Below are 13,573 nucleotides of genomic sequence, written 5' to 3'. Positions count from 1 at the left end.
ATAACCGCCTTTTATATAACCACCAAATGGTTAGCAAACGAATTATCAAATTTTTAATCGTTCTAACTCACTTTGTACGAATTGCATCAATTCTGTAATGTAATTCTTGGAAAAGTCAAAAGGAATGTTGGCAGCCTGATAAATTTCCGTAATCGGAGCAGTATAACCCATTTTTAACGCATCAAGATATCCTTTCAATCCTTTTTCCGGATTCTCACGGTAGTTTTTCCAAACGCCGATTGCACCCAATTGTGCAATTCCGTATTCAATATAATAGAAAGGCACCTCATAAATATGAAGCTGACGCTGCCACAAATACTTTTGAAGATTTTCCAGTCCCGACCAATCCATTACCTTATCCGTAAACTGACTATAAATTTCAACCCAGGCTGTTGTACGTTCTTCGGCGGTATGTTCCGGATTTTCATACATCCAGTGCTGAAATTTATCAACCGTAGCAACCCATGGAAGCGTTTCAATAATAGATTCCAGATGCTGAATTTTTGCGCGACGAAGATCTGCATCGTTATCAAAAAACTCATCCCAGAAATCCATCGTAATTAATTCCATTGACATGGAAGCCAGTTCTGCAACTTCTGACGGTGTGTGTTTGAAAGAATTTAATGCCAAATCACGTGTCACAAGCGAATGCACCGCGTGGCCACCTTCATGCAAAAGTGTAACCATATCACGAAGATTGGAAGTTGCATTCATGAAAATAAATGGTACTCCAATTTCTTCCAGCGGATAATTATACCCGCCCGGTGCTTTTCCTTTTCTTGATTCCAGATCCAGATGTTTCATGTTTTTCATGATCTGAAGACAATTTCCAAGAAACGGATCCAGACGGCTGAAACAACGGATTGTTTTGTCAAGTAGCTCCTCTCCGCTTTCAAAAGGTTTTAATGGAGGCAATCCCTTTGGATCAACTTTTGTATCCCATGGGCGCAGCTGTTCAACATTCAAAGCTTCTTTACGGCTCGTTGCCATATCATTCAAAAGAGGCACAACTGCTTCTTTTACCGAATCATGAAAGTTGAAACAATCCTGAGGCGTATAATCAAAACGGCCCATAGCGGCAAACATATAATCCCGGTAGTTTGCAAAACCAGCATTTTTCCCAACCTGGTCACGAAGTGTTACAAGTTTATTTAAAAGCTCGTCGAGAACTTCATGATCCTGAAAACGTCTTTCCGCTATTGTCCGCCAGGCTTCCTCCCTAACCGAACGATCAGAAGATTGCAAACGGTCGGAAGCTTTTTGCAAAGTCATTTCTTCACCGTCCAGCGTCACCGTCATAGCGCCGGCAATGGCTCCGTAACGACGTTCCTCGGTTTGCATTTCCGTTTGCAGCGGAATGTTTTCCTCACGGAAAAGCTCTATGGCTTTTTTCATTCCGCGAATTGTAACGGCAAATCCCTGATCAGTCAACTCATTCAGGTATGGACTTTCCACTGCTTTTTTATCCAGCTCATTTCCATACTCAGCAAGTTTTGGCTGAATTTCTGTGATGAAAAATTGCAAAGCGTTGATCAGACCAGAATTAGCAGTATCGCAGGTTTGGCGGATATATCTCCACGCAAAGTTTTCAGATAAATAAGATTCAAGCTCACTTCTATCCAAAAGCCATTGACGAAGATCCGCAGCCGAATTGATTTCCCTGTCTTTTAAATTATCGTAAAAGGGTTGAAGATCATCCCATTTTTTAAGATCAAATTCTTCACCTATAAAAACCCTTTCAGAGCGGGCCAACGTCGTAGTTTCCTGATTTATCATGATACCTCGTGCGATTTTTTTGTCGTCCAAAGGTAATGTGTAAATGGCGTAAACTGCAACTTTGAAAAACGACTATCGCTGAGAATCGTCCTTTCTTTCCATAACGATTTTGGTATCTGAACTGCCTGTCCGGAATGAAGAAGTATTTTGCGCCAATCCGTCTCCATCTTTGATAATACGGCCCTGTCCGACTTCAATCATAGTATCGTCCGGATCATTTTTTTCTTTGATAACCAGTGCCGAGTAAAAATCCTTAATTCCGTCTGCTGTGATTTCACCCGAAAAGACCCTGATCTGCTTGGAAGTAACTGCTCCATCAACTACATCAAGTTCTGCGAAAATGGTAAATTTATTTCCTGCGCCGGCTATAAATCCTCCGATTCCGGTTCCGCTGGAAGTGTTCTGTTTTGTATCAATGGCAACAGATAAGGCTTCTTCATCCTGTTTTGATAATTTCACAGTAAGATCAGCAAATTCATAACCAACAGTATAAGAATCGCCATCATATGTACTTACAAGTGTATGCGGGGAAGAAATGTAAATGCCTTCCACATTTGGCGGTGTAATTCCTTCATTAATTGGCATGCCGCGTTTCCGGAGATCATCAATAATACTTTGCGGAACTATTGCCTGAATTTCAGCAGAAAATGCAGGACTTGCATCCTTGTCTTTTTTACAACTGGTAAGGCAGAATACTAACAAAACGAGTGCGGATAAGATCAGATTTTTCATTTGAAATTTTGTTTGATATGACCGAAATAGTTTGGGAAAAATGAATGAAATCCTTTCTGATTTGGAAGAGATTCACGAATTCTGTCCATTAAGTCGAAAAACGCATGTCAGAAGCAAACAACTGATAAAAAATTTCCGGGAAACGGCCGTTTTTACGTATATTTCCATTCCGAATTCGCACATACCATGCCATTTTTCCAAAAAATACTTTCTGATAATGTCCTGATAGAAGGCATCTTATCAAAAGACGGCTCGCTACGTTCTTTTGAAAATCGCCTTTATGAAAAATATGCTTACCTCATTCGCGAAGGTGTCTGGAAACACAAACTTTCTACCGATGAATGCTCCATTGCTTATTCTGATACAATTCTTACCATTATCGAAAACATTCAAAATGGACGCTTTGAAGGCCGTTCAGGACTGAAAACTTATCTCTATCAAATTTTTAATAACAAATGTGTTGACCTTATCCGAAAGAATGCGACTAATCGTCAGCAGGTTCATAAGGGAAGTACACTTGATGATTACATTAGCATACTTCCCGACGATACCCGAAGTATTGTGCAACAGCTTATAGATCAATACGATCTGGAAGTTTTGCATGAACGCCTGCGGGAATTGGGTGAAAAATGCCGGCAAATGTTGAAAGCATGGAGTGAAGGATTTATGGATCAGGAAATAGCGGTGGAGATGGACTACCAATCTGCCGCTGTTGTGAAGACCAGTCGTTTGCGTTGCATGGAAAAGTTAAGGGAAATGTATCTAAAAGGAATTAAAAAGGATAGTGGAAGAAAATAATAATGCCATGGAACAACGTATTGAGGATTATTTTGAAAGGCAGCTTTCCGTTGAAGAGAAAGAACGTTTTGAGGAAGAATTAAGGACAAATCCTGAACTGGCCGACTCGGTTGCTTTTTATTTATTGGTAAAACAAAGCGCGAAAGAAGATATCCGGGAAAAGATATTGGCAGAAAAACATGCTGAATGGCAGCAACTTTCGAAAAATCCTTCAAAAACCATTACCCGGCAACTTATGTACTATGCCGCCGCGGCGATTGTTCTGATTGCCTTTGGTTTGGGCTGGTTTTTCCTTAACTCCGGAATTAAGGAAAAAGAACAATTGGCAAATATCTATGTTGAGGAGAACTTTTCAACATTGAGTGTACACATGGATGGAAAAGCTGACAGTTTGCAACAGGCTATAAATGAATATAATAAGGGCAATTATCAAAAAACATCTTCCATTATTCAGGCAGTTTTAAAACGAGATCCTGAAAATGCGGAAGTTCAGAAAATCGCAGGAATTGTTTCGTTAAAACTGAAAAATTATGACAATGCGATAACCTATTTTCATCAATTGGGCGATCAAAAAAATCTGTTTTCAAATCCCGGAAGGTTTTATGAAGCCATTGCGCATTTGCAGCGAGGCTTGCCGGTTGATAAAAAAGTAGCAGATAACTTGTTGAATGAGGTGATAGATAGTAATTTAGAGGGGAAAGAGGAAGCGGTGAAATGGGTAAAATAAATAGTTTGTACTTACATCTGCAATATGAAATTTATGCCTTCTTTTAGAATCGTTGACGCTGACCGGAATCTTCTGGAATGTGATTACGAAAAGGATAATCCTAATGCTCTGGTCCTTGATTTCGGTAGAAGTCCTTCAAAGCGTTCACAGGAAAATGTTGACCTGGAAAAAAATGCAAAACAATGGGGCCTGCATCTTCCCGTTGCCAAAGCGCCTGACTTCAAAGACTTTTTTGTTTATGCTACACCAAAGCAAAAAATACTGGTTGTTTCAGCTTCCGGATATGAAGGCCGGGGATTGCTTAGAGAAAACAACTGGGTTGTTCTTACGTTCACACCTTTTGGTTTGAAAGATACGCTTCAATTGCCCGTGCGCGTGATACGGGTTAGTGAATGTGCAAATCCGAAGGAAGAGTTTGGTGTAGAATCTTACACTGTTTTGATTGAATGGCTTGACGACTATGACTTTGGCGTATTCGAAGTCAGTGAGAATACAGGAATTCTTTTTCAGCAGCAAGTTGAAAACCTCATTATTTGTGGAAAACCAAATGGGGATCCAGGCTCAATCCGTGATTTTACGGACACCGATTTTGTGGCTTTGGCCAGTGATTTTCCGGCCGTTTTAGGCACACCGTCTTTCGAATATCTCAATGATGATTCGGTTATTGTAAGTGTGATAGACACCGGACTTTGGTATAAACTGGAAGAGGAAACAAAGAGTTTGATAGGTAGCTATTTAAATTCTGATGCAAACGTTAGAAAATTTGATGTAGCCAAAATAGAGAAAATTGAATCTCAGAATGACCGTTTACGAGGAAATACCTGGGGATATTGCGCTGTAACTTCCTATCTGAGATCCTGCAAAGATTCTGACAATGTTTTTGATGCTGAATATAAAGCCAACACCGATTACGCAAATCTGGCTACAAGAACAAAGCTTGAAATTCTGAATAATCCTTATGATGATAACCGGGTTACTTCCTTAAATCCTACGAGAAGTGAAGGTCGCCATGGTTCTATAATTTCTGCGGTTATCAATCAACAGGGAAATGTACCTGTATTGCCGGTCAAAGCTTTTAACTGCGCAGGATGGGGCACAATCTACGATTTACTTTGTTCACTGAATTATGTGCTTGCTTGTAAAGAAGCAGGAATGAATATCCGGATCATCAATGCAAGTTTTGAAGGACGCTTAAATCCGGGTGGATATGAATTGCTGAAGAAAAAATTTGAGCAGCTTGAAAAAAATAAAATCTGGGTTGTGGCGGCGGCCGGAAATGAAGGGCAGGAATTGGTATTTGATGATTTCAACACAATGCCAAGTGCCACCGGTGTGGATGCTGTCAACGTTTTTCCAGCTTGTTTCAGTAAAATTTTCAACAACGTTATCACGGTTACCGACGTAAGTCCTTTTATTAAATTTGAGAGAAAAGATCTTAATAACAGGGATTTGTCTTATGCAAAAGTCAACCTGAACGAGCGTATCAAAAAAGATCTTAACCTGGATTTAGACCTGTATGACTGGTTTTCAGGGTATCATTTCAATGGAAATTATTCTACTGAATTTGTTAATGCTGCCGTAGTCAGTGCTTATCCTTCGCCTTCGGACGGGAAACCTTTGCACGGAACTTCTTTCGCTGTGAGCTATTTCTCTGGGAAACTGGCAGAATATCTGACAACAAATCCTATTGAGCCGTCGGATGCCGCAACCAGACAAAGTGTGATTGATGCAATCACCGAAAGCACGCTGGAATTGTCGGGACGAATAAAAAATGGAGCGCTTCTAAAAATGGATAATGGGCCATTATTTTGACCCTTCGTGATCCAATATTTTTTTCAATACCAATGTTCAGGCAACTCATTTTTTTTCTGGTCATTTTATTTTTCAATATAGAGGGAAGAGCACAATGTCGCTCTTCCCAAATTTTTTTTGAGGACCTGTCTAAAATAACAGCAGGAAATCCGGACAGTATCCAGCAGATCAAACTTGAAAAATGGCTGGCAAACTGGGAAAAATGTTATCCGGTTGCAGATTCAACATACATCAGCGGGCTGTTGCAATTGGGTATGGTACATCGTTTCGCCGGGAATTTCGAGGAAGCAATTAAGGTCACAAAAAAAGTTATTCCATTGTATGGAAAATCAAATAAGTCGCTGAAAAAAAGAGATTTGGTTAAAGCGAATTATCGTATCGGCGTTTATTACAACGCTTCCCAATTGACTGAAAATGCGATAAAATATTTGAGTGAAGCGGTAAGAATTGGAAAAAACGATAAGGATTCCAAACCGTTTACAGCAAGTGCATATTTGTATCTGGTTTATGCTTATTACGTAAAAGGTGATTTTCAAAAAGCACTTTCGTATGCTGATCTGGGGGAAGAAATTGCATCTGAAATTAAAGATTTTGAAACACTGGCTGAAATTTTACAGCAAAAAGCGCAGGCATTGTCAGAGCTGGAACGGAACGGGGAAGCAAAAACAGAAGTCTTAAAAGCAATTAAGATTATGCAAAATCTTCCGGAAGCCTGTTATTCCTTAGCAAATCAACATCGTTTGCTTGGTGATATTAACAGGGCACTAAATGAGAAAAAGGAAGAATTAGCTGAATATTTGCTCGCATACAAAATCGCTGAGAAATGTGAACATAGAAATCTGTCTGATTTTATCAATGCGATCGGTTTTTATTATTACCAGAATAACGATCATAACCAGGCGTTAAAATATTACCAAAAAGCGCTGGATTTGGATAAAAGTGCTTACAGTAAAGGTGTTTTGCTGGATAGAATGGGCCTCGCTTATGCATCGAAGAAGGATTATTTGAAGTCATTTCAATATTTTCAACAAGGCTTAAAAGAATTATTGCCTACGGAAAATTTGCCGGGAATTACTTCTGTACCGAAAGCGAAATCAATCCGAATTACTGCGCAGAAAGATTATCTGCTTTCGATTGTTCAGGATAACGCAGATACGTGGCTGGCGTATGGACAATTCTCAAAAACGGATCCTGTAAAACTGAAAATTGCGTTAAAAAATTATATGCTGGCTGATACCATGATTGATTTCATGCGTTGGGAACATACCGGTAATGTGTCAAAACTCTTTTGGCGAAACCGGACAAAAGGAATGTATGAGCATGCAATTGAAACCTGTTTTTTGCTGAAAGATCCTGAAACGGCTTTTTATTTTTTTGAAAAAAGTCGTGCAGTTATGTTGAATGACCAATTAAATGAACTGGGAGCAAATCAGCAGCTTAGTGAAAAGGATGCGGAACGGGAAAGAATAATCCGGGTGAAAATTACAGATTTGCAGGATCAGTTAAGTGAAAGCAAACCGGGATCCAAAGAATATTTGCGCTTTCGGGACGATCTTTATAATGCGCAGGAAGAACAGCAAATATTTGTTCGCCAGCTTGAAAAAGCGAATCCTCAATATTATTCATATAAATACGATAACCGCGTACCGGGACTGAAAGAAGTCCGTGCAAAAGTTATTCCTGACGGACAAAATTTAATTTCTTATTTCGTTGGCGACAGCGCGGTATACGGACTCAGTATCACCAACAAAAAAGTGAATTTCAAAAAGATTAAACTTGCTGATTATCAAAAGTGTGTTTCAGAATTTCAGAAATTATTGGGCGGAAGAGAAATTCAAAATAAGCAGTTTGATCATTATTTAAGTGTATCAAACAAGTTATATGAATTGTTGTTAAAACCTTTTGAAATAAAATCAAATCGTGTGATTATCTCACCAGACGGTAATTTTCTGCCTTTTGAAAGTTTAAGTTTTTCAGCTGAAAAACCTGATTTTCTGGTTAACCGATACGCTTTTAGTTATACTTATTCCGCCAGCTTTTTGGCGAAAATGAAACGGTCGGAAGAAGGAATATCCTCAACAAATGCATTTCTCGGAATGGCTCCCGTTCAGTTTTCTAAAAAACTTAATCAGGCTTCTTTGCCCGGCTCGGAAATTGCTTTGGAAGCAATTAATAAACATTTCTTTTTTTCGAAAAGTCTTACCGGTCAAGACGCATCGCGCAGGGCTTTCATGAAAGAATTATCGTCACACAGCATCATTCAATTACTTACACACGCAAGTGCAGACAGTTCTGAAGTTGAACCTACTTTATATTTTGCTGATTCAACGCTGACACTTTCAGAACTTTCATCGTCAGCATTATCCAAAACACAATTACTTATTTTATCGGCATGCCGAACCGGAGTTGGAAAAAACCAAAAAGGGGAAGGTGTTTTTAGTCTGGCCAGAGGATTTGCAGGTATCGGAATTCCATCTACTTTGACAACGCTTTGGAGTGTTGAAAATAAGTCAATTTACGAGCTGACAGAATTATTTTATGATCAAATGGAAAAGGGAATTCCGTTAGATCTGGCCTTACAGCAAGCGCAAATTGAATGGTTAAAAACAGCTTCAAAAAGTGATCAATTGCCTTATTCCTGGGCGGGAATGGTATTGGTTGGAAATGCGGAACCGGTTGAAATAGGGTTTTCGAAGGAGATAATTTATTTGATTTTGGGAGGAATTGCAGCACTAATTATAGTTGGAATTCTTCTTTTTCGATCACGAAATTTTAGATACGTTCATCGGCGTAAAAGAACAAGTCTTATTTAGAAAGGTCTTGTTTATACAGCATAGCAGCCTGTAAACTTTCATTTGTCAAATGAGGATACATTAACAATAAATCCGTTGTTGAAGCTCCTTCACCCAGTTTGCGTAAAATTAATTCAACTGTCAGACGCGTTCCTTTTATTACCGGTTTGCCCAGCATAATGCGATGGTCGGATTCGATATAATTTCTATAATTCATAACAATTGTCTTTAAATCAAATATATAAAAAATAAACGAAAGCCATCTCGCTCTTAATCAAATCCCTTTGTCGATTCCTGCTGCGTCACATCCCTCAGATTATCAGTGATAATACTTTCCGTTTCCCGTACATTCGCAAAAGCCAAAACCATTTTATCCCGGTCAAATTCTTTTTCATTATTGGCGAGCCAGATGGTTGCAACCCCGTTTCCGATGATGTTGGTAATGGCGCGGGCTTCTGACATAAATCTGTCAACACCGAGTAAAAGTGCCAAACCTTCCAAAGGAATCACTTTTATTGCCGTAAGCGTTGAAGCCAGTACAACAAAACCGCTTCCGGTAACACCGGCAGCTCCTTTTGAAGTAACCATCAAAATTCCAATTACAGAAAGTATCTGCCCGATTGTCAGATGCACATTAAAAACCTGCGCCAGAAAAATCGTTGCCATGGAAAGATAGATCGTAGTTCCATCCAGATTGAAGGAATATCCCGCCGGAATAACAAGACCTACCACCGGTTTGGAGCAGCCCATTCTTTCCAGTTTTTCCATAATAGAAGGTAATGCCGCTTCGGAAGACGATGTTCCCAGAACAATCAAAAGTTCTTCACGGATGTATTTCAAATAAGCCAGAATGCTGATTTTATAAGTTCGCAGGATCAGCCCAAGTACACCGAAAATAAATATCGCCATGGTCATATAAACCGTTCCCATCAGTTTTGCCAATGGTAAAAGTGTATGAATTCCATATTTTCCAATGGTGAAAGCCATTCCTCCGAAAGCACCGATCGGAGCAAAAATCATGACAATATGAAGTGCCTTGAAAACATATTTGGAAGCAAAACTCAGCCATTTGATAACCACATCTTTTCCTGAATATTTGCTCAAAACCGTACCCAGAATCAGGGAAACGAGAAGTACCTGCAAAGTGACATTATCCAGAAAGAATTTCAGCCAGCTGAAATCATGGACTTTATTGGCATAAACAGAAATATCGCCTTTTTGAAGATTTGCGGTGACTACGCCATCACCGGGACGAATAATATTGGCAACCAGAACACCAACAATCAGCGCCATCGTTGTCACAATTTCAAAATATAGAAGCGCTTTTGCACCAACCTTTCCTACTTTTTTCAAATCGCCCATACCAATTATTCCCAGCGTTATTGTCAGGAAAATAATTGGATTGATAAAAATCTTGACAATTGAAATAAAACCTTTTCCCAAAACATCCATTTTGACAGCCGTTTCAGGATCATAATGACCCAGTAGCGCGCCGGCTGTGATAGCAGTAAGAACCCAAAAGGTAAGGTTAGTAAAGAGCTTCTTCAATTTAATGAGTAGTTAAGAAGTAATGGCTACGGTACAGAATTTGGCGACTGCACCAGTTTCAGGTATTCGGATGGTAGTCAAGTTACGATATTAAAGGACTTTTTTGTAAGCCCTGCATGTAGAAAACTATTTTTTATTTATTGTTTATACTTGGTCTAAATAATAAAACGCTATATTTGTCCGTATAAAATGAAAGCATCATAGTATTCCGGAAAATTTAATCGATCTCAGGACATTTTATCGAACTTGGTTATGCACGACTCCTCGCATTCTTATTCGTCATTACGGATTTTAAGTCAGTCAAAAAACGGATATATCGGGCAGTGCAGCTGTTGTGATCATTACAATTTTGTTTTCGGTAACGTGCTTTTCATTTTTTCGGAAGACGGATTGAACGGTTTTCATTCTGTTTTATACGACGAGCATCAGTTTCAGACCATGGAAACTGCTTTGCCACACGGGAGAAATCATCTTTTACCCTCACCGATACCGAATTTCATGTTGTCTTTCAATGATGAAGAAGTGGAAGAAATAAAAAATCTCTTTCAGGAAACATTGCTGGCACTGGAAATCGACCGGATATTTTCTCATAAAAATAATGAATAAGAAAATGCGTATTTCGAGTTTAAGCAGAGTTTTCTCTGTTCTGGTTGTGATTTTTTGTCTGTCCTATATTCCTGCTTTTAGTAAAACGGCACCCTTACGTATCGTGTCAGCCAATGGAACATTGAGTGAAATTCTGGTTGGATTAGGTCTGGAATCTCAGATTGTAGGTGTTGATATTACAAGTACATATCCGGCTTCTCTTGACAAATTGCCAAAAATCGGACACAACAGAAATATTTCTTCTGAGGGAATTCTGGCCCTGAATCCTGACGTAATCATAACAAGTGACAAAAGCATGATGTCCGCAAATGTGCTTAAACAACTGAATAGTTCAGGCAAAAAAGTTGTGTCTTTCAAACAAGAATATTCTGAGGAAGGAACGGTAAATCTGATCCGTGAAATGGGTGCATATTTCAACGCAAAACCACAGGCAGAAAAAATGATCAAATCGTTGAAATCTGATCTGGCAAAAATTCCAAAAACGACAACACCGAAAAAATTACTTTTTATATATGCAAGAGGAACCGGAACATTGATGGTTTCGGGAAAAGATACTTCTCTTGATAAAATGTTCGGATTAATCGGCCACAAAAATGCCGTAACGGATTTTACTGATTTTAAACCCTTAACTTCTGAATCACTTTTAGCAGCAAATCCGGACGTGCTTGTTCTTTTTTCAAGCGGTCTGGAAAGTGTTGATGGTATCGACGGACTTCTGAAAGTGCCTGGCGTTGCGTATACGAATGCTGGTAAAAACAGAAAAATTGTATCGATGGACGGTCAGTTTTTGACAGGATTTGGACCACGTTTGGGAAAAGCAGCTGCTGAATTAGCTCAAAAAGTGAAATAATGATAGAGGAAGAAATCATAGCAAAATCAACAAGCGAGGATCAGAAAATGATGCCTGAAACGCTGAAACAGCCACTTTCACCTGGTTGGGTTATTCTGATTTTGAGTATTGCTTTGCTTGCCTGTATTATTTTTTCTGTTGGAACAGGCGCTTTGCATATTTCAGTTTCAGAAATCATTGGGATCATTTGTTATAAAACAGGATTAACAGATACGCCGATTCTGGAAGAGCAAAAAGAAATCGTTTTCTGGGTGATTCGTTTGCCAAGAGTTTGTCTGGGAATATTGGTTGGAGCCGGTCTCGGTATCGGGGGCGCAGCTTTACAAGGTTTATTCAGAAATCCGATAGCGGATGCCACGCTGATCGGTGTTACTTCCGGCGCCTCACTTTTTGCGGTGATCGTGATCATGCTGAATATTAAATTTTTGGGCATAATTAATGAATACGCCGGAGCTTACACGTTGTCTTTTGCAGCATTTATCGGTGCGGCATTAACGACGATGCTGGTATATCAGCTCTCGAAAATTACAGGCGAAGGCGGTGTCACAACCATGCTTTTATGCGGCATTGCAATTAACGCTTTTGCTGCTGCGCTTACCGGTTTGATGACATACATTGCAACGGATGAACAGTTAAGAACAATCACTTTCTGGACATTGGGGAGTTTGGGTGGTGCTAACTGGACCACCGTTATCTCGGTTGCACCATTTGTCGGTTGCAGTATCATTTTTATGCCTTATCTGGCTAAATCGTTGAATTTGTTGGTTTTAGGAGAAAGTCAGGCAGCTCATTTGGGTGTCAATATGAAAGTGCTGAAAAGATCGATAATTATATTGGCGACAATGGCGGTTGGTTCTTCTGTTGCCGTTGCGGGAACAATCGGTTTTGTTGGACTCGTCGTTCCGCATATTATCCGAAGTATTTTTGGTCCTGATAATCGTTATTTATTGATTGGATCGGCTCTTGGCGGTGCGGTAGTGCTGACGTTGGCTGATACAATTTCAAGAACCATTGTAGCACCTGCAGAACTTCCGATCGGGATACTTACTGCACTGCTGGGAACACCGTTTTTCCTGTATCTTCTTTGGAATCAAAAACGAAACCGTGTATGATCGAGGCTAGTAACTTACATTTTGGTGTAAAAAATAAATCGCTTTTACACGATATCAATTTCAAAGCGAAAACAGGTGAATTCTGGGCGATAGTGGGTGCTAACGGAGCAGGGAAATCTACTTTGATGAAGGCTTTGTCAAAAGAAATAACGCCAACTTCCGGAACCATTTCTTTTCATGGAAAGGATCTGAGAAAATATAATTTGAAAGAACTGGCGCAGAAACGTGCCGTACTTGCCCAGCAAAATGTAATCACACTTTCTTTTTCGGTACAGGAAATCGTATTAATGGGTCGCTATCCTTTTTACGATTCAAAACCGTCACAGAAAGATCTGGCTATTGTGGATCATTGTCTTCAAAAGGTAGGAATCTCTCATTTCAGGGACAGGGTTTATCCAACACTTTCTGGCGGAGAACAGCAACGTGTTCAGTTGGCGAGAACTTTGGCGCAAATCTGGGAAGTTAGGGAAGGATTTATTTTGCTGGATGAACCCACCTCCGGAATGGATCTGCTGCATCAGTATGAAACATTTCAGCTGGCGAAAGAAATGACAAGAAAAGGCTACGGTGTTATCGCAGTCGTCCACGATTTGAATTTTGCATTACAATATGCAGATCAGGTTCTGATGTTGAAAAAAGGGAAAACTTTTGCCATGGGAACTGCGCATGAGGTTTTAACAGGAAATAATATCAGGGAAGCTTTCGGCGTATCGGTGAAAATTATTCAGCCGGATGATACGCCGTTTCCGGTAATTATTCCAGAGGCTAGTCCTGTATCTGTTTTTTAATATAAATATCAACATAAACATCTCCGTATCAA

At 39.6% G+C, this 13,573-nt stretch carries 12 protein-coding genes; 8 read left to right on the top strand and 4 right to left on the bottom strand.

The features are described 5' to 3' along the window. Positions 1-45 precede the first annotated feature (45 nt). Together IEE83_RS27830 and IEE83_RS27825 are read right to left on the bottom strand one after the other, a co-directional pair. The gene (locus IEE83_RS27830) at positions 46-1,776 is read right to left on the bottom strand and encodes a M3 family oligoendopeptidase (RefSeq protein WP_194124026.1); all 1,731 of its coding nucleotides are present in this window, start codon (positions 1,774-1,776) and stop codon (positions 46-48) included. A gap of 72 nt (positions 1,777-1,848) precedes the next feature. Next, positions 1,849-2,508 (bottom strand): hypothetical protein, encoded by a 660-nt coding sequence (locus IEE83_RS27825; RefSeq protein ID WP_194124025.1) that lies wholly within the window; start codon positions 2,506-2,508, stop codon positions 1,849-1,851. A gap of 186 nt (positions 2,509-2,694) precedes the next feature. On the opposite strand from IEE83_RS27825, the gene IEE83_RS27820 reads away from it, so the two are divergent. From IEE83_RS27820 to IEE83_RS27805, 4 genes are read left to right on the top strand one after another with little or no spacing between them, the layout of a single operon-like run. Then, on the top strand, positions 2,695-3,306 hold the full coding sequence (locus IEE83_RS27820) for an RNA polymerase sigma factor (RefSeq protein WP_194124024.1): 612 nt from the start codon (positions 2,695-2,697) through the stop codon (positions 3,304-3,306). Positions 3,307-3,313: 7 nt separating this feature from the next. Continuing rightward, positions 3,314-4,033: a tetratricopeptide repeat protein gene (locus IEE83_RS27815; RefSeq protein ID WP_194124023.1), complete on the top strand. Its 720-nt coding sequence runs from the start codon at positions 3,314-3,316 to the stop codon at positions 4,031-4,033. A 33-nt stretch (positions 4,034-4,066) separates the two neighbouring features. Continuing rightward, positions 4,067-5,845 (top strand): S8 family serine peptidase, encoded by a 1,779-nt coding sequence (locus tag IEE83_RS27810; protein WP_194124022.1) that lies wholly within the window; start codon positions 4,067-4,069, stop codon positions 5,843-5,845. A gap of 32 nt (positions 5,846-5,877) precedes the next feature. Then, positions 5,878-8,658: a CHAT domain-containing protein gene (locus IEE83_RS27805; RefSeq protein ID WP_194124021.1), complete on the top strand. Its 2,781-nt coding sequence runs from the start codon at positions 5,878-5,880 to the stop codon at positions 8,656-8,658. Here the strand turns inward: IEE83_RS27805 and IEE83_RS27800 are convergent. Then, positions 8,651-8,854 (bottom strand): DUF433 domain-containing protein, encoded by a 204-nt coding sequence (locus IEE83_RS27800; protein WP_194124020.1) that lies wholly within the window; start codon positions 8,852-8,854, stop codon positions 8,651-8,653. The genes IEE83_RS27805 and IEE83_RS27800 overlap by 8 nt on opposite strands. Positions 8,855-8,907: 53 nt before the next feature. Further along, positions 8,908-10,185 (bottom strand): cation:dicarboxylate symporter family transporter, encoded by a 1,278-nt coding sequence (locus IEE83_RS27795; RefSeq protein ID WP_194124019.1) that lies wholly within the window; start codon positions 10,183-10,185, stop codon positions 8,908-8,910. 252 nt (positions 10,186-10,437) lie between these two features. On the opposite strand from IEE83_RS27795, the gene IEE83_RS27790 reads away from it, so the two are divergent. The 4 genes from IEE83_RS27790 to IEE83_RS27775 are packed head-to-tail and all read left to right on the top strand — an operon-like array spanning position 10,438 to position 13,541. Next, positions 10,438-10,791, top strand: coding sequence for a DUF6686 family protein (locus IEE83_RS27790; RefSeq protein WP_194124018.1), 354 nt, complete (start codon positions 10,438-10,440; stop codon positions 10,789-10,791). Next, positions 10,784-11,641 carry a heme/hemin ABC transporter substrate-binding protein gene (locus IEE83_RS27785; RefSeq protein ID WP_228102103.1) on the top strand — a complete coding sequence of 286 codons (858 nt, stop codon included), beginning with the start codon at positions 10,784-10,786 and terminating at the stop codon, positions 11,639-11,641. The genes IEE83_RS27790 and IEE83_RS27785 overlap by 8 nt, the downstream gene beginning before the upstream one ends. After that, positions 11,641-12,753, top strand: coding sequence for a FecCD family ABC transporter permease (locus tag IEE83_RS27780; protein WP_228102102.1), 1,113 nt, complete (start codon positions 11,641-11,643; stop codon positions 12,751-12,753). The genes IEE83_RS27785 and IEE83_RS27780 overlap by 1 nt, the downstream gene beginning before the upstream one ends. Continuing rightward, positions 12,750-13,541 carry a heme ABC transporter ATP-binding protein gene (locus IEE83_RS27775; RefSeq protein ID WP_194124016.1) on the top strand — a complete coding sequence of 264 codons (792 nt, stop codon included), beginning with the start codon at positions 12,750-12,752 and terminating at the stop codon, positions 13,539-13,541. Before IEE83_RS27780 ends, IEE83_RS27775 begins: the two co-directional genes overlap by 4 nt. Positions 13,542-13,573 lie beyond the last annotated feature (32 nt).

Source organism: Dyadobacter subterraneus, assembly GCF_015221875.1.
GTDB lineage: Bacteria > Bacteroidota > Bacteroidia > Cytophagales > Spirosomataceae > Dyadobacter > Dyadobacter subterraneus.
This window is presented reverse-complemented; position numbering and strand designations above follow the sequence as displayed.